Below are 20,495 nucleotides of genomic sequence, written 5' to 3'. Positions count from 1 at the left end.
GACTCTCAAGATGAATTTTTCCCAGTTCTTCATTTCAAGGCCGATCTTCGCCGCGGTGCTGTCGCTGCTGATCCTGATCGCCGGCGCCATCTCGCTGTTCCAGTTGCCCATCAGCGAATACCCGGAAGTGGTGCCGCCCACCGTAGTGGTGCGCGCCAACTTCCCGGGGGCCAACCCGAAAGTCATCGGTGAAACCGTGGCCGCGCCCCTGGAACAGGCGATCACCGGGGTCGAGAACATGCTCTACATGTCCTCGCAATCCACCGCTGACGGCAAGATCACCCTGACCATCACCTTCGCCCTGGGCACCGACCTGGACAACGCCCAGGTGCAGGTACAGAACCGCGTGACCCGTACCCAGCCCAAGCTGCCCGAAGAAGTGACGCGCATCGGTATTACCGTGGACAAGGCCTCTCCGGACCTGACCATGGTGGTCCACCTGACCTCGCCGGACAAACGCTACGACATGCTCTACCTGTCCAACTACGCCCTGCTCAACATCAAGGATGAGCTGGCGCGCCTGGGTGGCGTGGGGGATGTGCAACTGTTCGGCATGGGCGACTACTCGTTGCGGGTCTGGCTGGATCCGAACAAGACCGCTTCGCGCAACCTGACCGCCACCGACGTGGTCACCGCCATCCGTGAACAGAACCGCCAGGTCGCCGCCGGTGCCCTGGGCGCGCCGCCTGCGCCCACCGCCACCAGCTTCCAGCTATCGGTCAACACCCAGGGCCGCCTGGTCACCGAGGAAGAGTTCGAGAACATCATCATCCGCTCCGGTGAGGACGGTGAAATCACCCGCCTGAAGGACATCGCCCGCATCGAGCTGGGGTCGAGCCAGTACGCTTTGCGTTCCCTGCTCAACAACCAGCCGGCGGTGGCGATCCCGATCTTCCAGCGCCCGGGCTCCAACGCCATCGAGATCTCCAACGAAGTGCGGGCCAAGATGGCCGAACTCAAGCAGAGCTTCCCGCAGGGCATGGACTTCAGCATCGTCTACGACCCGACCATCTTCGTCCGCGGCTCCATCGAAGCGGTGGTGCACACCCTGTTCGAAGCCCTGATCCTGGTAGTGCTGGTGGTGATCCTGTTCCTGCAGACCTGGCGTGCCTCGATCATCCCGCTGGTGGCCGTACCGGTGTCGCTGATCGGCACCTTCGCGGTGATGCACCTGTTCGGTTTCTCGCTCAATGCCCTGTCGCTGTTCGGCCTGGTGCTGGCCATCGGCATCGTGGTGGACGACGCCATCGTGGTGGTGGAGAACGTCGAACGTAACATCGGCCTGGGCCTGAACCCGGTGGAAGCCACCAAGCGTGCCATGCGTGAAGTGACCGGCCCGATCATCGCCACCGCCCTGGTGCTGTGTGCGGTGTTCGTACCGGCGGCCTTCATCAGTGGCCTGACCGGGCAGTTCTACAAGCAGTTCGCCCTGACCATTGCCATCTCCACGGTGATCTCGGCCTTCAACTCCCTGACCCTGTCGCCGGCCCTGGCCGCGGTACTGCTCAAGGAACACCATGCGCCCAAGGACCGCTTCTCGAAGATCCTCGACAAGCTGCTGGGGGGCTGGCTGTTCAAGCCGTTCAACCGCTTCTTCGATCGTGCCAGCCATGGTTACGTCGGCACCGTGCGCCGGGTCATCCGCGGCAGCGGCATCGCCCTGTTCCTCTATGCAGGCCTGATGGTGCTGACCTGGTTCGGCTTCGCCCACACCCCGACCGGTTTCGTCCCGGCCCAGGACAAGCAGTACCTGGTGGCCTTCGCCCAACTGCCGGACGCCGCCAGCCTGGACCGCACCGAAGACGTGATCAAGCGCATGTCCGACATCGCCCTGAAGCAGCCCGGCGTGGAAAGTGCGGTGGCCTTCCCTGGCCTTTCGATCAACGGCTTCACCAACAGCCCGAACAACGGCATCGTCTTCGTCACCTTGAAGCCCTTCGATGAGCGCAAGGACCCGAGCATGTCCGCCGGTGCCATCGCCGGTGCCCTGAACGGCAAGTACGCGGATATCCAGGACGCCTACATGGCGATCTTCCCACCGCCGCCGGTACAGGGCCTGGGAACCATCGGCGGCTTCCGCCTGCAGGTGGAGGACCGCAGCGGCCTGGGCTACGACGAGCTGTACAAGGAAGTGCAGAACGTCATCACCAAGAGCCGCAGCGTGCCGGAACTGGCCGGGCTGTTCACCAGCTACCAGGTCAACGTGCCCCAGGTGGATGCTGCCATCGACCGGGAAAAGGCCAAGACCCACGGCGTGGCGATCTCCGACATCTTCGACACCCTGCAGATCTACCTGGGTTCGCTGTATGCCAACGACTTCAACCGCTTTGGCCGCACCTACCAGGTCAACGTCCAGGCCGAGCAGCAGTTCCGTCTCGAGCCCGAGCAGATCGGCCAGCTGAAAGTGCGCAACAACAAGGGCGAGATGATCCCCCTGGCCACCTTCATCAAGGTCAGCGACACCGCAGGTCCCGACCGCGTGATGCACTACAACGGCTTCGTCACTGCGGAAATCAACGGCGCAGCGGCCCCGGGCTACAGCTCCGGGCAAGCGGAAGCGGCGATCGAGAAACTGCTCAAGGAAGAACTGCCCAACGGCATGACCTACGAATGGACCGAGCTGACCTACCAGCAGATCCTGGCCGGTAACACCGCGCTGTTCGTCTTCCCGCTCTGCGTGCTGCTGGCCTTCCTGGTGCTGGCCGCTCAGTACGAAAGCTGGAGCCTGCCACTGGCGGTGATCCTGATCGTGCCTATGACCCTGCTGTCGGCCATTACCGGGGTGATCGTCTCCGGGGGCGACAACAACATCTTCACCCAGATCGGCCTGATCGTTCTGGTGGGCCTGGCCTGCAAGAACGCGATCCTGATCGTCGAGTTCGCCAAGGACAAGCAAGAGGAAGGCCTCGACCCGCTGGCCGCGGTGCTGGAAGCCTGCCGCCTGCGTCTGCGGCCGATCCTGATGACCTCCTTCGCCTTCATCATGGGCGTGGTGCCCCTGGTGATCTCCAGCGGCGCCGGTGCGGAAATGCGTCATGCCATGGGTGTCGCGGTGTTCTCCGGGATGCTCGGGGTGACCTTCTTCGGCCTGCTGCTGACTCCGGTGTTCTATGTACTGATCCGCAACTACGTGGAGCGCAGCGAGGCGCGCAAAGCCGCCCGTGCTCTGCAACTGGAGGCGCAACAATGAGTTCCAAAGTCTTCCTGCCGAGCCTGCTGGTGCTGGCCCTGAGTGCCTGCGCCGTCGGTCCGGACTACCAGACTCCAACCACCGAGGCGGCGCACATCAGCGCCGCCACCGATGGCGCTGCGGGCCAGAAGAACTTCGACCGCGCACGCTTCGAAGGCATCTGGTGGCAGCAGTTCGATGACCCGACTCTCAACCAGCTGGTGAGCAAATCGTTGCAGGGCAACCGTGAACTGCGGGTGGCCTTCGCCCGCCTGCGGGCCGCCCGGGCGATTCGCGATGACGCCAGCAATGACGCCATGCCCACCATCACCAGCCGCGCCAGCAGCGACCTGGCCAAGGGACAGATCCCCGGCCAGACCACCAAGCGAGTGAACAGCGAGCGCTACGACCTGGGCCTGGACATGGCCTGGGAGCTGGACCTGTTCGGCCGCATCCAGCGCAACCTGGAAGCCACCGACGCCGACCAGCAGGCCGCCGAGGCCGACCTCTACCAACTGCAGGTGACCATGATCGCCGAGCTGGTGGACGCCTACGGCCAGTTGCGGGGCGCACAGCTGCGGGAAAAGATCGCCCTGGCCAACCTGGACAACCAGCAGGCCTCGCGCAAGATCACCGAAAGCCTGCGCGACGCCGGGGTCGGCGACCAGCTCGATGTGGTCCGCGCCGACGCCCGCCTGGCTTCGGTGGAAGCCAGCGTGCCGCAGTTGCAGGCCGAGCAGACCCGCCAGCGCAACCGCATCGCCACCCTGCTGGGTGAACGCCCGGACAAGCTCAGCGTCGACCTGTCGCCGGCGCAGCTGCCGGCCATTGCCAAGGCCCTGCCGATTGGCGACCCGGGCGAGCTGCTGCAACGCCGGCCGGACATTCTCAGCGCCGAACGCAAGCTGGCAGCGGCCACCGCGCGCATCGGCGTGGCCAAGGCCGACCTGTTCCCACGGGTCAGCCTCAGCGGCTTCCTCGGCTTCACTGCCGGGCGCGGTTCGCAGATCGGCTCCTCGGCGGCCAATGCCTGGGCCCTGGGCCCGAGCATCACCTGGGCGGCCTTCGACCTGGGCAGTGTGCGAGCCCGCCTGCGCGGCGCCGACGCCAATGCCGACGGCGCCCTGGCCAGCTACGAGCAGCAGGTGCTGCTGGCCCTGGAGGAATCGGAAAACGCCTTCAGCGACTACGGCAAGCGCCAGCAACGGCTGATCTCCCTGATTCGCCAGAGCGAATCCAGCCGCGCCGCCGCAGACCTGGCCGAGATCCGCTACCGCGAAGGCACCGTGGACTTCCTGGTGCTGCTCGATGCCCAGCGTGAACGCCTGGCCGCCGAAGACTCCCAGGCCCAGGCCGAAGTCGACCTGTACCGCGGCATCGTCGCCATCTACAAGGCCCTGGGTGGTGGCTGGCAACCGGAGACGGTAGCCAGCAAGTAAGGATTTGCAACGAGCTCCTTTGGTTGGCCGCAACCAACCAATGTTTGGCCCCGTGGATCATTCGGTCGCGGGGCTTTTTTTTGCCTGGCTCAAGGGCCTCTTCGCCGGCTAGCCGGCTCCTACAAGAGCCCGCGCAACGCTTGGCCCCAAACGCATGGCCCCGAATACATGGCCCCGGTAGGCGCTGGCTTGCCAGCGAATGCGCCCGCCAGAACACCGCCCACCCCAAGCCCATTGATAGAGGCCGTCGATCATGCGGTTGGCCATTGCGATTGGACAGCCCCACAGCGCGCTCCTACTCTTCACTCGCCGCGTAATCGCCCTGGCCTCAGCCCCCCATGATTGTCCGCCCCAAGCCGAACCTGATCGGCATCCTCTTCGCCCTCAAGGGCTCGATTGCCAAGCGCATTGCCCTGCGCTGCGTGCTGGTCACACTGCTGGCCTCGGTGATCGTGCTGGTGGAAACCCTGCAACCGAGCTATTTCTCCAAGGTCAACGCCACGCCCTTCACCCTGCTGGGGCTGTCGCTGTCGATCTTCATGAGTTTTCGCAACAACGCCTGCTACGACCGCTGGTGGGAAGGCCGCAAGCAATTGGGGCAGTTGATCATCGAGGTGCGTTCGCTGATCCGTGAAAGCCTGATCATCGACGGCCACCCCGAGCGCGAGGGCATGCTGCGCGACCTGTGCGGCTTTGCCCACAGCCTGATCGCCCGCCTGCGCCATGAAGACGAGGCCGCCGCCCTGCGCCCCTGGGCCCAGGCCAGCCTCGCCCCCGGCCACCCGAACCTCACCGACGCGCAGTTGCAACGCATCGGCCAGCGCTGCTCGCAGTGGGCCCAGCAGGGGCTGATCAGCGAATGGCGCTACACCCAACTGGAAACCCGGCTGGTCAGCCTGAGCCTGGTGCAGGCCGCCTGCGAGCGGATCCAGAACACCCCGCTGCCCTTCCCCTACACCCTGCTGCTGCACCGCACCATCTACCTGTTCTGCATCCTCCTGCCGTTCGCCATGGCCGAGCCCCTGGGCTGGCTGACGCCGATCTTCACCGCCATTGTCAGCTACACCTTCCTGGGCCTGGACGAGATCGGCGACGACCTCGAAGACCCTTTCGGCTATGACGACAACGACCTGCCGTGCAGCGCTCTATTGCGCGGCCTGGAGCGCGAAGTCCTGGCGGCGCTGGGGCAAACCGAGCTGCCGCCGCTGCTGGAGCCGCAGGAGTACGTGCTGACCTGAACCGGGGTTTGACTCAAGCCGGTTCCTGACCGAAGCTTGCGCCTTCCAAAAGTCGCCAGCTTCCGGATTCCTGCATGTCCCAGCCCCGCCGCTACCTGCTGATCAGCCTGCTTACCGTCGTCGTCCTGGCCCTGGCCTGGAGCTTTCTGCGCAGCAGCCCGCCGCAGGTTCCCGAGGCCATCAAGCATGGCTACAGCGCGGCACTGGAAAAAGCCCGCAATGGCCAGCCTGGCGCGGCGCGCGTGCTCTACCAGCAGTTGGGCCGGCCCGACCTCGACGACCAGCAGCGCATCCGCCTGCTGGCAGTGCTGGCCAACTACCCCAGCCCCCAGGCATTGAAACTGGCGGACGCCGACCTCTATCACCCTTCTGCCGAGGTGCGCAAAGCGGCGATCAAGAGCGTGCTCGGCCTGGTGCCCAGCGGCCAGCGCAGCCTGCTGCTGGGGCCATTGCTGGACGATCACGAACAGAGCGTGCGCTTCGCCGCGGTGGACGCCCTGCTGGGCCTGAGCCCCGACGACCAGGGCCTGTACTTCGGCCCGTTGCAGCAGGTGATCGACGAATACACCCAAGTGCTCAAGACCCGCGGCGACAACGTCGAGGCCCAGTACCAGCTGGCTCGCCTGTACCTGCACAATGCCGACCTGATCAAGGCCCAGCAGACCCTGGAACAGGCCCTGCGCCTGGCCCCGGACAACCTGCAGGCAGTGGTGCTGCAGATCGAAGTGCTGGACAAGCAGGGCCAGAGCGATGCCGCCCGCCAATTGCTGGCCAAGCAGTTGCAGGCACAGCAGGATTCGGCCTACCTGCAACATGCCCTGGGGCTCTGGCTGCTGCACCATGGCCAGGGCGAGTTCGCCCTGCTCGGCTTGTCCCGGGCGGTGGAACTGGAGCCTAACAACGCCGCCTACCGCTACGACCTGGCCACCACCCTGCACAGCGAACAGGAGCTGGAAGCGGCGCAGAAGCAACTGGAGGAAATCGTCCAGCGCCAGCCCTACAACCGCAAGGCGCGGGTGCTGCTGATCAGCTACTGGAAGGAAAGCGGCCAGTTGCAGAACGTCCAGGTCCTGCTGGCCCAGCTGGAACAGCAGAACCCCGACGACCCGGCCCTGCAGCAGGGCCTGTAGCCGCCCCCCGGGCCTTGCCTCGCGATCCCCAGCCGAACCTTTGGCGCCCTTGAGCCCCCCGCGCCTGCTGCGTCGGAATGCCGCCCAAGCCGTTCGCAGCCTGCGCCAGCGGCTACAAGAGCCAGCACAAAACCTGTAGCCGCTGCCGAGCCTGCGAGGCTGCGAAAAGGCCCGCAGGGCCTTGCCTGGCAATCCCCAGCCGCACCTTTGGCACCCTTGCCCCCCTGCGCCTGCTGTGCTCAGCAGCGGCTCCACGGCGACAAAAGGTTGAACCGCGCCAGCGGCAGGCGGTCAAGTGATTTATCAGCGATATCAAGGTGCTCGACGCCGTCGCCGATCACTTGGACCTATTTGCGAGGGCATTGTTTGTCGACCTCATCTGCGTTGCTCAGCGAAAAAGCCGCCACCGGCATCGAAGGCCTGGACGATATCCTCTCCGGCGGATTGTCACGTAGCCATGTGTTCCTGCTGGAAGGCGAACCCGGTACCGGCAAGACCACCGTGGCCTTGCATTTTCTGCGGGCCGGCGCCGCCGCCGGCGAGCGCTGCCTGTACATCACCCTCTCGGAAACCGAGCGCGAGTTGCGCCAGGGCGCGCAATCCCACGGCTGGCAACTGGATGAGAACATCCACATCTTCGAGCTGATCCCGCCGGAAAGCCTGCTCAACGCCGAGCACCAGCAGAGCCTGCTGTACTCCTCGGACCTGGAGCTGGGGGAAGCCACGCGGCAGATCTTCGAAGTGGTGGAGCGGGTCAAGCCGACCCGGGTGGTGCTCGACAGCCTTTCGGAAATCCGCCTGCTGGCGCAAAGCTCCCTGCGCTACCGGCGGCAGATCCTGGCGATCAAGCACTACTTCGTGCGCTATGACGCCACCGTCCTGCTGCTGGACGACCTGACCACCGAATCCCTGGACAAGACCGTGCACAGCGTGGCCCACGGGGTGATCCGCCTGGAAGAACTGACCCCCAGCTACGGCGCCGAACGCCGGCGCATCCGGGTGGTGAAATACCGCGGCCAGAAGTACCGCGGCGGCTTCCATGACTTCACCATCATGGGCGACGGGGTCCAGGTGTTTCCGCGCCTGGTGGCCGCCGAGCACCGCGGTCAATACCAGCGCCTGACCCTGACCAGCGGCATCACCGAGATGGACGCGCTGCTGGGGGGCGGCATCGAGACCGGCTCCAGCACCCTGATCCTCGGCCCCGCCGGCACCGGCAAATCGCTGATCTCGATGATCTTCGCAGCGGCCGCCGTAGCCAGGGGAGAGAAAGCCGCGCTGTTCATCTTCGACGAGGAACTGGGGCTGCTGTTCGAGCGCATGCGCAACATGGGCATCGACCTCAAGGCGCTGCAGGCCAGCGGCAACCTGATCATCGAACAGGTGGACGCCGCCGAGCTCTCGCCGGGGGAGCTGTCCTACCGGGTGCGACGCTGCGTCGACCAGGAGCGGATCAAGACCGTGGTGATCGACAGCATCAACGGCTACCAGGCAGCGATGCCCGAGGAAAATGCCCTGGTGCTGCACATGCACGAATTGCTGCTGTACCTCAACCGCCAGGGCGCCGCCACTTTCATGACCGTGGCCCAGCATGGCCTGGTGGGCGACATGCAGGCCCCGGTGGACATCACCTACCTGGCCGACACCGTGATCCTGCTGCGTTACTTCGAGGCCCTGGGCAAGGTGCGCCGGGCCATTTCCATCATCAAGAAACGCACCGGCAGCCACGAGTCGACCATTCGTGAATACCGCATTAGCGCTCGTGGCCTGACCATCGGCGAGCCCCTGGAAGCCTTCCAGGGCGTGCTGCGGGGCGTGCCCACCTACCTGGGCGAGAGCAAACCCCTGCTCAGGGATGAGGGCCAATGAGCCCCGACCTGGACTTTTCCGAACGGGCTCTGGTGCTCACGCCCCACGGGCGTGACAGCCAACTGGCGCAGATGATGCTCAAGGAGGCCGGCTTCAGCAGCCTGATCACCCCGCACCTGCCCGCCCTGTGCGAGCAGCTGGAGCACGGCGCCGGGCTGGCGATCATCGCCGCCGAAGCCTTGCGCGGGGTCGACCTGGAGCCCCTGCTGCGCCACCTGGAACAGCAACCGGCGTGGTCGGACCTGCCCATCGTGCTGCTGACCCAGCACGGCGGCCCCGAGCAGAACCCGGCATCGCGCTTCAGCGAGCCCCTGGGCAACGTCAGCTTTCTGGAACGGCCCTTCCACCCGGCGACCCTGATCAGCCTGGTCAGCGCCGCCCTGCGGGGCAGGCGCCGGCAGTACGACGCCCGCGACCGGCTGATCGACCTGAGCCAGAGCGAACTGCGCCTGCAACGCACCCTGGAGACCCTGGAACAGCAGGTGGAAGAACGCACCGCACAACTGCGGCACAACGAAGAAGCCCTGCGCCAGTCACAGAAGATGGAGGCCGTGGGGCAACTCACCGGCGGCATCGCCCACGACTTCAACAACATGCTCACCGGCATCATCGGCAGCCTGGAGCTGTTGCGCCGGCGCCTGGCCCGGGGCCGCACCGAGGACCTGGACAGCCTGATCGACCTGGGGGTGACCTCGGCCAACCGCGCCGCCGGCCTGACCCACCGCCTGCTGGCCTTCTCCAGGCGCCAGTCGCTGGACTCCAAGCCGGTGGAGATGAACGCCCTGGTGACCTCCATGGACGAGCTGCTGCAACGCAGCCTCAGCGAAAGCATCGAGCTGGACATGCGCCTGGACCCGCAGCTATGGGTGGCCGAAGCCGACCCCAACCAACTGGAAAGCGCCCTGCTCAACCTGGTGCTCAACGCCCGGGACGCCATGCCCAACGGCGGCCGGCTGCTGGTGGAAACCCTCAACCAGCGCCTGGCCCCGGACTTCGCCCAGGCCCACGACAACCTCAAACCGGGGGACTACGTGCTGCTGCGAGTCAGCGACAACGGCTGCGGCATGCCCGAGGCGATCATCAACCGCGTGTTCGATCCGTTCTTCACCACCAAGCCCATTGGCCAGGGCACAGGGCTGGGGCTGTCGATGATCTACGGCTTCAGCAAGCAGTCCCGCGGCCATGTGACCCTCAACAGCACCCTGGGCCGGGGTACCGAGGTCAGCCTGTACCTGCCGCGTTTTGTCGGCGACCTGGAGCAGGCCGAACACCCTCTGGTGCAACAACCGCCCCATGCGCAGAACGGTGAAACCGTGCTGATCGTCGAGGACGACCCGGCGGTGCGGGTGCTGGTCTGTGCGGTGCTCAGCGAACTGGGCTACGCCTTTGTCGAAGCCGGCGATGCCCGCAGCGCCATGCCGATCCTCGACTCGGCGCAGCGCATCGACCTGCTGATCAGCGATGTCGGGCTGCCGGGCATGAATGGCCGGCAACTGGCGGAAATCGGGCGGCAGATCCGCCCGGAGCTCAAGGTCCTGTTCATCACCGGCTACGCCGAGCACGCGGCGGCCCGTGGTGGCTTTCTCGAACCCGGCATGCAACTGATCACCAAGCCGTTCACCTTCGACCTGCTGACCGCCAAGGTGCGGGAAATGATCCGCGACTGATAGCCGGGCTTCAGGCCAGCAATTGCTGGATCTGTTCCTGCAGGCTGTTGAGGTCGAAGGGCTTGGCCAGGATCGGCGCCTTGCGGGTGATGGGGCTGCCGCATTCGAGGATTTCGTTGGGGTAGCCGCTGATGAAAATCACCTTCAGATCCGGACGCAGCTTCACGGCAGGCTCGGCGATCATCACCCCGGTGATCCCGCCCGGCAGGCGGTAATCGGTGATCATCACGTCCAGGTGCGGCTTGCTGGCGAGAATCTCGAACGCCTGCTCGCCATTCTCGGCCTGCAGCACCCGGTATCCCAGGCCCGACAGGTAGTCGGCCAGAAGCATCAGGATCACTGGTTCATCTTCGACGATCAGTACGACGTCTTGTGCATCTTCACTCATGGAAAACCTTTGCTCGGTCAATTGCTGCTGTTACGACCATTGGGTCACGCAGAGGTTGCGTGCGCGTTACGCTTTTAATGATTCACCGGCCAACGGGCCTCTACAGGGGCAGGCTGACGCGAAACAGCGCGCCCTCGCCGATCCGGCTCTCGACACTGATGGCACCACCATGGGCGGTGACGATCTGCTCGGAAATGAACAGCCCCAGGCCCAGCCCCGCCGCCACGTGGTTGGCACTGACCCGTTCGAACTGCTGAAAAATGCGCTTCTGGTTGTCTTCGCTGATACCGATGCCGTGGTCACGCACCTCGACCCGAGCCTCGCCGTCCTGGGCATAGACCCGCACTTCGATCGGGCTCTTGGCGCCGTAGCGCAGGGCGTTGGTCAGCAGGTTGGAAACCACCTGTTCGATGCGGAACTCGTCCCAGTTGCCCTCCAGTGGCTGCTCGGCCTGCAGGCTCAGGGACGACTGCGCCGCTTCCACCTGAGGCGCGAAGTTTTCCACCAGCCCGCGCACCAGTTGCGCCAGATCGAACCGCGAGGGGCGGATCGACAGCTTGCCGGTACGGATGCGCGAGATGTCCAGCATGTCCTCGATCAGGCGGATCAGGCTTTTGATCTGGCGCTCGTCGCGGTCGACCATGGCGTGCATCTTGTCCAGGCTGAAGGCCGCGGCGTTCTCCCGGGCCAGGTGCATCTTGCGCAGCTGGGTCTCGAGAATCAGGCCATTGAGCGGCGTACGCACTTCGTGGGCGACGATGGACATGAAGTCATCGCGCATGCGCACCGCCTGCTCCAGCTCGTTCTGGGTGGCCTGGAGCTTCTGGAGCAGCGCTTCCTGCTCGCGCCGGCTCTGCTCCAGGGCCTCCACCTGCTGCTTCATGGCCTTGCTCTGGCGGTACAGGTCGACGAATACGTTGACCTTGCTCTTCACCGCGTGGATGTCCAGGGGCTTGTGCAGAAAGTCCACCGCCCCGCTCTCGTAGCCCTTGAAGGCGTAGTTGAGCTCGCGCCCGGCGGCGCTGACGAAGACGATGGGAATGTTCTTGGTCTTCTCGGTGCCGCGCATCAGCTCGGCCAGCTCGAAGCCGTTCATGCCGGGCATCTGCACATCGAGGATAGCCATGGCGAACTCATGCTGGAGCAGCAGCGACAAGGCTTCGTCAGCCGACAGCGCCTTGTACACCGTACGGTCCTCGCGCTTGATCAGCGCCTCCAGGGCCAGCAGGTTCTCCGGCAGATCGTCGACGATCAGCAGCTTGGCTTGAATATTACTTAACATGGGTTCCTTCCAGCTCGGCAAGCAGACGGCTGATGCCGCGCAAAGGGAGAATGTAGTCCGGTTGATGCAGGGCCAGGGCGGCGTCCGGCATGGTCGAGACATGGGCCTCATTGGGGTCCTGGACGATGGTCAGGCCACCCTGGCGCTTGACCTCGGCCAGGCCGCGGGCGCCATCCTGGTTAGCCCCGGTCAGGAGCACCGCGGCCAGGTTCCGGCCATAGGCATCGGCGGCGGACTCGAACAGGTAGTCGATGGCCGGGCGTGAGTGATGCAGGCGTTCTTCCTGGCTCAGGGACAGGCTGCGGTCCTGCTCCACCGACAGGTGATAGCCGGGCGCGGCGAAGTACAGGGTGCCAGGCACGATCTGCTCCTTGTCGTCGGCTTCCTTCACCGCCAGCGCCAGACGCCGGCCGAAGACTTCGGCCAGCTGGCTGCGGCGCTCGTCGGGCAGGTGCAGGACCACGATCACCGGCAGGCGGAAACCCTGGGCGAAACCGCTGAACAGCTTCAGCAAGGCTTCGACCCCACCCGCAGAGGCCCCTACCACGATCGCCTCGATCTGCGGCCAGAAACCCTGGCTGACAATCTCCTGGCTCATGTCTTGCGATAGATCCGTTCTTGTTTGACCAAGGGCTCGAAGTGCTTGCCATAGGCGGAGAAGTCCAGGGTTTCCTTGCTGCCCAGCACCAGGAAACCACGATGGCAGAGGGACTCGTGAAACAGTCCGAAGGCACGATCCTGCAATTTTTTATTGAAATAAATCAATACGTTACGACAAGAAATTAATTGAGTTTCGGAGAATACACTGTCGGTCGCCAGGCTGTGGTCGGCGAAGGTTACGTTCTCGCGCAGGCTCTTGTCGAAGATCGCGTAGTCGTAGGCCGCGGTGTAGTAGTCGGCAAAGGAGCGCTGGCCGCCGGCCTGCTGGTAGTTGTGGGTGTAGGCCCGCACGTTCTCCAGGGAAAAGATGCCTTGCTTGGCCTTCTCCAGGGAGCTGGGGTTGATGTCGGTGGCATAGATGATGGTGCGCTCCAGCAGCCCCTCTTCGCGCAGCAGGATGGCCATGGAGTAGACCTCCTCCCCGGTGCTGCAGCCGGCGATCCAGATCTTGATCGAAGGATAGGTCTTGAGCAGCGGCACCACCTCCTGGCGGATCGCCAGAAAGTGCGACGGGTCGCGAAACATCTCGCTCACCGGAATGGTCAGGAACTGCAGCAACTGCATGAACGCGGTGGGGTCGTGCAGCACCCGCTCCTGCAACGCAGAAATGGTCTTGCATTCGAACTGGCGCAAAGCGTGGTTGACCCGGCGCTTGATCGAGGCACCCGAGTAGTCGCGGAAGTCGTAGCTGTACTTGAGGTAAATAGCTTCGATCAGCAAACGCAGTTCGATCTCGGTATTCCGCTCCACTAAATTCTTTCCATCTTGGGTAGCCACACACGGATAAGGGAAAACAGCCGGTCCAGGTCAATGGGCTTGGCCAGGTAATCGTTGGAGCCGGCCTGCAGGCAGCGCTCCTGGTCATCCTTCATGGCCTTGGCGGTGACCGCGATGATCGGCAGCTTGCGCCAGCGCGGATCCTTGCGGATCTGCACCGTGGCTTCGAAACCGTCCATCTCCGGCATCATCACGTCCATCAGCACCAGGTCGATATCCTCGACCTCATTGAGCCTGGCAATGGCTTCATGGCCGTTACGGCCGATCACCACTACCGCGCCCTTGTGTTCCAGGGCGCTGGTCAGGGCAAAGATGTTGCGCACGTCATCATCCACCAGGAGGATCTTGCGGCCCTCGAAGACCTTGTCGCGGCTGCGGGCGGTCTTGAGCATCTTCTGCCGTTCATGGGACAGCTGGGATTCGACTTTGTGCAGAAAAAGCGTCACTTCATCCAGCAGGCGCTCCGGCGAGCGCGCGCCCTTGATGATGATCGAGCGCGAATACTTGCGCAGCTCGGCCTCTTCATCCCGGGTCAGGTTGCGCCCGGTGTAGACGATCACCGGCGGGAAGGAGCAGATATCCTCGGTGGACATGCGCTTGAGCAGGTCGTTGCCGAGCATGTCCGGCAGCTTGAGGTCGATGACCATGCAGTCGTAGACGTTCTCGCGCAGCAGGTCCAGAGCCTCCTGGGCCAGGCCCACGGCGGTGATCTCGATGTCATCGTCACCGATCAACCGGGCAATGCTGTCGCGTTGCAGGTCGTCGTCCTCCACCAGCAGCACGCGCTTGACCTTCTGCGTCAGCTTGGCTTCCAGGCGGGCGAAGACATCCTTGAGCTCCTCGCGGGTGGTGGGTTTCACCGCATAGCCCACGGCGCCCATGTGCATGGCCGCTTCCACCCGGTCTTCCACCGAAATCACGTGCACCGGGATGTGCCGGGTCTGGGCGTTCTCCTTGAGGCGCTGCAACACGGTCAGGCCGGAGTGGTCCGGCAGGCGCATGTCCAGCAGGATGGCGTCCGGGATGAACTGGGCAGCCAGGCTGTAGCCTTCGTCGGCGCCGTGGGCCACCAGGCAGTGGTAACCCAGCTCGTGGGCCAGGTCGAAGAGGATGTGGGCAAAGTTCGCCTCATCTTCCACCACCAGGATGCAACGACTGCTGAACGGCGCCTTGTCGCGGTCATCGGCGAAGCGCGGAATGTCCGCCCCCGGGGCCTCGGCCACCGGCTGCGGCAGGCTGGCAGGCTGAGGCGCGGCCACGGGCGCGACTGGGGCCGGCGGCGCCACCAGCGGCTCGGCGGCCTCCTGGTACTGCTCCGGCAGCACCAGGGTGAAGATACTGCCGCGGCCGGGTTCGCTGCTGACGCTGATGGAGCCGCCGAGCAGGGTCGCCAGATCCCGGGAGATCGACAGCCCCAGGCCGGTGCCGCCATAACGCCGGTTGGTGGTGCCGTCGGCCTGGCGGAAGGCCTCGAAGATGCTTTCCTGCTGATCCTGGGCAATGCCGATCCCCGAATCCTGCACGGCAAAGGCGATACCGGCCCCCGGCTGAGCGGACACCGTGAGGCTCACCTGGCCCTTCTCGGTGAACTTGACCGCATTGGACAGCAGGTTCTTGAGAATCTGCTCGACCCGCTGGCGGTCGGTGAACAGCATCTGCGGCGCTCCCGGTTGCAGCTCCACCTTGAATTCCAGGCCCTTGTCCTGGGTCAATGGCTGGAACAGGGTGCGCAGCCCGTCCACCAGGCGCGGCACGCTGGCGTTCTCCGGGCGCACTTCGAGCTTGCCGGCCTCGACCTTGGAGATGTCGAGGATGTCGTTGATCAGGTTCAGCAGGTCATTGCCCGCGGAATAGATCGACTCGGCGAACTTGACCTGCTCGGGGCTGAGGTTTTCCTGGGGGTTTTCCGCCAGCAGCTTGGCCAGGATCAGCGAGCTGTTGAGCGGCGTGCGCAGCTCGTGGGACATGTTGGCAAGGAACTCGGACTTGTACTTGCTGGAGCGCTGCAACTCTTCGGCGCGCTCCTCGAGCTGGGTCTGGGCCTCGTTGAGCTCGTTGTTCTTGCGGTCCATGGCGTCGCGCTGATCGGCCAGGATCTGCGCCTGCTCCGCCAGTTGCTCGTTGGTCTGCTCCAGCTCCACCTGCTGGGTTTCCAGGTGCACCTGGGATTCCTTGAGGATCCGCGACTGCTCTTCCAGCTCCTCGTTGGCGGTCTTGAGCTCTTCTTGCTGCACTTGCAGCTCTTCGTTGAGCTGCTGGGTCTCGGCCAGCACTTCCTGCAGGCGCTGGCGATAACGCGCGGCCTCGATGGAGGTGCCGATATTGCCGGCAATCAGTTCCAGCAGCTCGACGTCGCGCTCGCTCAAGGCCCGCAGGAAGCCCAGCTCGATCACCCCGTTGACCCGATCGTCGTCACGGGTCGGCACCACCAGCACGCTGCGCGGCGAACCATCGCCCAGGCCGGAGCTGACCTTGAAGTAATCGGCGGGCACCTCGTCCAGACGGATCAGGCGCTTGTGCTGCGCGGCCTGCCCCACCAGCCCTTCGTCACTGTACAGCGACTGTTCCTGGGCTTCCTGTTCCCGGGAGAAGCCATAGGACGCCACGCGCCTGAGGCCACCGTGCTCCTCACGCACATAGAGCGCCGCCACCGGTGTGCCCAGGTACTGAGCGCAGAATTGCAGGATGTTGCGCCCCAGCAAATTAAGGCTCAGCTGGCCGAGCATCTGCTCGGCCAGTTCGGTCTGGCCGTTGCGCAGCCAGGCCTGCTGTTCCAGGCGCCGGGCGCTCTTTTCCTGGGCTTCGAGGTTGTCGCTGTAGCTCTTGGACAGTGCCAGCAGGTCACGACGGCCGATGTAGGCCAGCAGCGCGCTGATGCCTACCACGAACAGCAGGTACAGCACCACGCTGAAAATGGTGGTGCGGGTAACGCTCTCGTTACGCTCCAGACGCAACTGCTGCTCCATGGCCACCGCGTCGTCGTATTCCTTGCGGATCTCGTCAGTCAGGCGCTTGCCACGCCCGGCCTGCACCGCGCCGCGGTAATCACCACTCTGGCGACGCAGGTCGATCATGCCCTGGGCAAAGCTGTTCCACTCCATCTGCAGGGCTTCCAGGCGCTTGAGCCGGTCCACCTGCTGCGGGTTGTCCGCCACCAGTTCCTGCAAGCTGCGCAGTTCGCTGACGATACGCGGCTTGGCCACTTCGTAGGGGTCCAGAAAGTGCTCGTCGCCAGTGATCAGGAAGCCGCGCATGCCGGTTTCCAGGTCGATGGTCAGGCGCGCCGACTCGTTGAGGTTGTTGATCACTCGATCAGTGTGCTGCACCCACTGGATGACCGAGAGCAGGTAGGTGATCAGGGACACGAAAAAAACCGCGCTGAGTACACCGACACCCAGCGGCAGGCTGATGTTGCGGGTCAGCAGCTTGCGGAAACTCTGTTCATCAACCGAGGACGGACGAATCATTTGATGGGCCTTGGCGCTGGTGAAAAAAAACGAAGTTTGCCCCACATTCAGCCAGGACAGCTATTTTTTATAACCAAGGTAGCGCTCGCTTGCGATTTGTCCTGCCGTGGGACAAAGGAAGCGGTTATTCTTGCCGACGCTTGTACAAGGGGATTTTTTTGTACAGCTTCGGGAACTTGTGGCAAGCCGGCACTTACTGATGCACAGGGCTGCCTGCCGCACTGCCCCGCCGAATTCATTTCTTGAGAGTGTCCCTATGCCCGCCAGCGCCTCCACCATCCTAGTCGTCGAAGACGATGCCATCGTGCGCATGCTGATTGTCGATGTCCTTGAAGAACTGGAGTTCAGCGTGCTGGAGGCCGACGGCAGCGAAGCGGCCCTGAGCCTGCTGGAGGACGCCGGGCAACATATCGACCTGCTGATGACCGATGTCGGCCTGCCCGGGATGAACGGCCGCGAGCTGGCGGAGCGTGCCCGCACCCTGCGGCCGCAGTTGCCGGTGCTGTTCGCCAGTGGTTACGCCGAGTCCATCGAGGTGCCGGCCGGCATGTCGGTCATCGGCAAGCCGTTCTCCATCGACCAACTGCGCGACAAGGTGCGCAGCATTCTCGGCTGAGGGCAGGCAGCCTGCTCGGGCGCTGGCGCGCTGTGGTTTAATGGCGGCCTTTTTTGCCCCCCGCCTGCCAGGAATGCCCGCTCATGAGTCCCACCGCCGCAACCAAAGTCCTGATCATTGGTTACGTCTGGCCCGAACCCCGCTCCTCCGCCGCCGGCGGGCACATGATGCAGATCCTCCAGAGCTTCCTCGACCAGGGCTGGGAGCTGACCTTCAGCAGCCCGGCCAACGAGGGCGAACACAAGGAAGACCTGACGGCCCTGGGCATTCGTGAATGCCCGATCGAACTCAACAACGCCAGCTTTGACCGTTTCGTCGCCGAGCTGGCACCGGATATCGTGCTGTTCGACCAGTTCATGATGGAGGAACAGTTCGGCTGGCGGGTGGAGCAGCATTGCCCGAATGCCCTGCGGGTGCTGGAGACCTCCGACCTGCAATGCCTGCGTCATGCCCGGCACCAGCGCCTCAAGGATGTTCTCAAGGAGGGCACCGAGGAAGACGACTTCAGCCCGCTGTTCGCCCAGGCGCCGGAGCAGGAATTCCAGCACATGTCCGTCACCGACCTGGCCAAGCGTGAGATCGCCGCCATCTATCGCTGCGACCTGAGCCTGATGATCTCCGAGGTGGAAATCGAGCTGCTGGTGCAGCAGTTCCACTTGCCGCCGGCCCTGCTGCACTGGTGCCCGCTGATGCTCGAGCAACTGCCGCAGGGCTTTGCTCCCTTCGAGCAGCGGGCGCACTTGCTGAGCATCGGCAACTTTCGCCATGCGCCGAACTGGGACGCCGTGCTGTGGATGAAGAACCGCGTATGGCCGCTGATCCGCCAGCAATTGCCCGGCGCGCAATTGCACCTGTACGGCGCCTACACCCCGCCCAAGGCCGCGGCGCTGCACAACCCGGCCCAGGGCTTTCACATCATGAACTGGGCCGAGGATGCGCTGCAGGTGATGAGTGCAGCGCGGATCTGCCTGGCGCCCCTGCGTTTCGGCGCCGGGATCAAGGGCAAGCTGCTCGATGCCATGCTTTGCGGCACGCCCAGCGTCACCACCCCGGTGGGCAGCGAATCCATGTCCCAGGACGGCCTGCCATGGCCGGGGGCGGTGGCTGAATCCGCCAGTGGCCTGGCGGCGGCCGCGGTGCGCCTCTATCAGGACCGGCAGCTGTGGGAGCAGGCCCAGGCGGATGGCCGGCAGTTGCTCGAAGCGCGCTACCGCCAGCAAGTCCACGGCCCGGCGCTGATCCAGCGCCTGCAACACTGCCGCCAGCACCTGGAGCGACTGCGCCGGGACAACTTCACTGGCGCCATGCTGCGTCACCACCATCACAAGAGCACCCAGTACATGGCGCAGTGGATCGAAGCGAAAAACCGCCCGGCCTCCTGACCCTTCTTCGCTGGCGCACTGCCGGCGGTGCGCTTGCCGGCGAACAGGCCCTGGGATTTGCGCCGAACGTGAGGCCGCCTTCGCTGGCAAGCCAGCTCCTGCAGCTGGCGTGATGTCGGCGGTGTTCTTGTAGGAGCCGGCTTGCCGGCGAACAGGGCGCCAACCCTGAGAACGCCTTCTCTGGTGCGCGAGCGGGCCACGAGGCATTATCAGCCGGGCCTACAACAAGAACAGGCCCGCGCCATGAGCCGACCCGGCAAGATCACCGACCCCTCCTATGAGTTGATGGACGACCACAACGGCCTGTCCATCATCTATCGCCAGCACGGCTTCCCCTGCCCTCTGGTGCGCTGGCATTTCCACAAGGAATACGAGCTGCACCTGATCGTCGCCAGCTCCGGCAAGGTGTTCATCGGCGACTACATCGGCAACTTCTACCCGCAGACGCTGTTTCTCACCGGCCCCAACCTGCCCCACAACTGGATCAGCCAGGTGGCCGAGGACGAAGTGGTGGCCAAGCGCGACATGCTGGTGAACTTCACCGATGAGCTGTTCGACAGTGGCAGCCAGGTGTTCGCCGAGCTGAAGAACCTCAGCCCGCTGCTGGAGCGGGCGCAGTACGGCATCGAGTTCCGCTGCCCGCAAACCATCGCCCAGGCCCTGCCACTGATGCAGCGCATCGCCGACTCCAGCGGTATCACCCGCCTTGGCCACTTCCTCATCCTCATGGAGCTGCTGGCGGCCTGCGACGACTACCAGTTGCTGTCCGGCGCCACCAGCGTGCAACTGGCGGACGAACACAGCGTCGACCGCACCAACCGCGCGGTGGACTACATCTTTGCCCACTACGCCCGGGAGTTGCCCCTGGAGGAAGTGGCCGACTACCTGGGCATGAAGCCCAGCTATTTTTCCCGGGTGTTCAAGCAGGCCACGGGGCGCTGCTTCGTCGAGTTCGTCAACCGGCTGCGCATCAGCAAGTCCTGTGAACTGCTGGCCGACGGCGACAAACCGGTGACCGATGTGTGCTTCGAGTCGGGCTTCAACAACATTTCCAACTTCAACCGGCGCTTCCAGCAGCTCAAGGGCATGACCCCCTCCCACTACCGCCGCCTGGCGGTGCAACGCCTGACCGAACAGAACCTCGGCTGAGTACCCACGCCCGGCGCAGCGCTCAAGGGCCTCTTCGCCGGCAAGCCGGCTCCTACAAGAGCCCCCAATATCACACCAGCTGTAGGAGCTGGCTTGCCAGCGAAGGCGCCCCCACGCCCGGCGCCAGGAACAATCGCCCGCAAGAGCCAACAAACCGGTCCAGGCTTGGTAAACGAGACCCGTTCAGCTTCCGTTCAGCAGTTGTCAATAATCTTCATTTAGCAATGAGTATCATTATGTTACAAATTACCCCCTAGCCTAT

14 protein-coding genes are annotated in these 20,495 nt (G+C 64.3%); 9 read left to right on the top strand and 5 right to left on the bottom strand.

Annotation, left to right across the window (positions count from 1 at the left end):
- The first annotated feature begins 10 nt into the window (after nucleotides 1-10).
- The 6 genes from M2395_RS04710 to M2395_RS04685 all read left to right on the top strand — a co-directional run bounded on the left by M2395_RS04710 (nucleotide 11) and on the right by M2395_RS04685 (nucleotide 10,512).
- On the top strand, nucleotides 11-3,190 hold the full coding sequence (locus tag M2395_RS04710) for an efflux RND transporter permease subunit (RefSeq protein ID WP_011061524.1): 3,180 nt from the start codon (nucleotides 11-13) through the stop codon (nucleotides 3,188-3,190).
- Nucleotides 3,187-4,608 carry an efflux transporter outer membrane subunit gene (locus M2395_RS04705; protein WP_041118422.1) on the top strand — a complete coding sequence of 474 codons (1,422 nt, stop codon included), beginning with the start codon at nucleotides 3,187-3,189 and terminating at the stop codon, nucleotides 4,606-4,608. The genes M2395_RS04710 and M2395_RS04705 overlap by 4 nt, the downstream gene beginning before the upstream one ends.
- Before the next feature lie 338 nt (nucleotides 4,609-4,946).
- A complete protein-coding gene (locus M2395_RS04700) occupies nucleotides 4,947-5,846 on the top strand; it encodes a bestrophin family protein (protein WP_123430693.1) in 900 nt (299 codons plus the stop codon).
- 74 nt (nucleotides 5,847-5,920) lie between these two features.
- Nucleotides 5,921-6,976, top strand: a complete 1,056-nt coding sequence (locus M2395_RS04695) for a tetratricopeptide repeat protein (protein ID WP_011061527.1) — start codon at nucleotides 5,921-5,923, stop codon at nucleotides 6,974-6,976.
- Between the two features lie 366 nt (nucleotides 6,977-7,342).
- Nucleotides 7,343-8,845, top strand: coding sequence for an ATPase domain-containing protein (locus tag M2395_RS04690; protein WP_015635782.1), 1,503 nt, complete (start codon nucleotides 7,343-7,345; stop codon nucleotides 8,843-8,845).
- On the top strand, nucleotides 8,842-10,512 hold the full coding sequence (locus M2395_RS04685; protein ID WP_053151862.1) for an ATP-binding protein: 1,671 nt from the start codon (nucleotides 8,842-8,844) through the stop codon (nucleotides 10,510-10,512). Before M2395_RS04690 ends, M2395_RS04685 begins: the two co-directional genes overlap by 4 nt.
- A gap of 10 nt (nucleotides 10,513-10,522) precedes the next feature.
- On the opposite strand, the gene M2395_RS04680 is transcribed toward M2395_RS04685, so the two are convergent.
- From M2395_RS04680 to M2395_RS04660, 5 genes are all read right to left on the bottom strand, one after another.
- On the bottom strand, nucleotides 10,523-10,900 hold the full coding sequence (locus M2395_RS04680) for a response regulator (protein ID WP_011061530.1): 378 nt from the start codon (nucleotides 10,898-10,900) through the stop codon (nucleotides 10,523-10,525).
- A 100-nt stretch (nucleotides 10,901-11,000) separates the two neighbouring features.
- A complete protein-coding gene (locus M2395_RS04675; RefSeq protein ID WP_011061531.1) occupies nucleotides 11,001-12,182 on the bottom strand; it encodes a hybrid sensor histidine kinase/response regulator in 1,182 nt (393 codons plus the stop codon).
- The gene (locus M2395_RS04670; RefSeq protein WP_053151864.1) at nucleotides 12,172-12,780 is read right to left on the bottom strand and encodes a chemotaxis protein CheB; all 609 of its coding nucleotides are present in this window, start codon (nucleotides 12,778-12,780) and stop codon (nucleotides 12,172-12,174) included. Before M2395_RS04670 ends, M2395_RS04675 begins: the two co-directional genes overlap by 11 nt.
- The gene (locus M2395_RS04665) at nucleotides 12,777-13,592 is read right to left on the bottom strand and encodes a protein-glutamate O-methyltransferase CheR (RefSeq protein WP_011061533.1); all 816 of its coding nucleotides are present in this window, start codon (nucleotides 13,590-13,592) and stop codon (nucleotides 12,777-12,779) included. The genes M2395_RS04670 and M2395_RS04665 overlap by 4 nt, the downstream gene beginning before the upstream one ends.
- Nucleotides 13,592-17,086, bottom strand: a complete 3,495-nt coding sequence (locus M2395_RS04660) for a response regulator (protein WP_123430692.1) — start codon at nucleotides 17,084-17,086, stop codon at nucleotides 13,592-13,594. Before M2395_RS04660 ends, M2395_RS04665 begins: the two co-directional genes overlap by 1 nt.
- 256 nt (nucleotides 17,087-17,342) lie before the next feature.
- On the opposite strand from M2395_RS04660, the gene M2395_RS04655 reads away from it, so the two are divergent.
- The 3 genes from M2395_RS04655 (at nucleotide 17,343) to M2395_RS04645 (ending at nucleotide 20,233) form a co-directional block, all read left to right on the top strand.
- Nucleotides 17,343-17,702 carry a response regulator gene (locus M2395_RS04655; protein WP_011061535.1) on the top strand — a complete coding sequence of 120 codons (360 nt, stop codon included), beginning with the start codon at nucleotides 17,343-17,345 and terminating at the stop codon, nucleotides 17,700-17,702.
- A gap of 83 nt (nucleotides 17,703-17,785) precedes the next feature.
- Complete coding sequence (locus M2395_RS04650) at nucleotides 17,786-19,084, top strand: glycosyltransferase (RefSeq protein ID WP_123430691.1); 1,299 nt, start codon at nucleotides 17,786-17,788, stop codon at nucleotides 19,082-19,084.
- Between the two features lie 243 nt (nucleotides 19,085-19,327).
- On the top strand, nucleotides 19,328-20,233 hold the full coding sequence (locus tag M2395_RS04645) for an AraC family transcriptional regulator (RefSeq protein WP_011061537.1): 906 nt from the start codon (nucleotides 19,328-19,330) through the stop codon (nucleotides 20,231-20,233).
- The last annotated feature ends 262 nt before the right edge of the window (nucleotides 20,234-20,495 follow it).

Source organism: Pseudomonas sp. BIGb0176, assembly GCF_024810175.1.
Classification (GTDB): domain Bacteria; phylum Pseudomonadota; class Gammaproteobacteria; order Pseudomonadales; family Pseudomonadaceae; genus Aquipseudomonas; species Aquipseudomonas protegens.
Note: the sequence above shows the minus strand (reverse complement) of the source record. Positions and strands in the feature narration are given on the sequence as shown.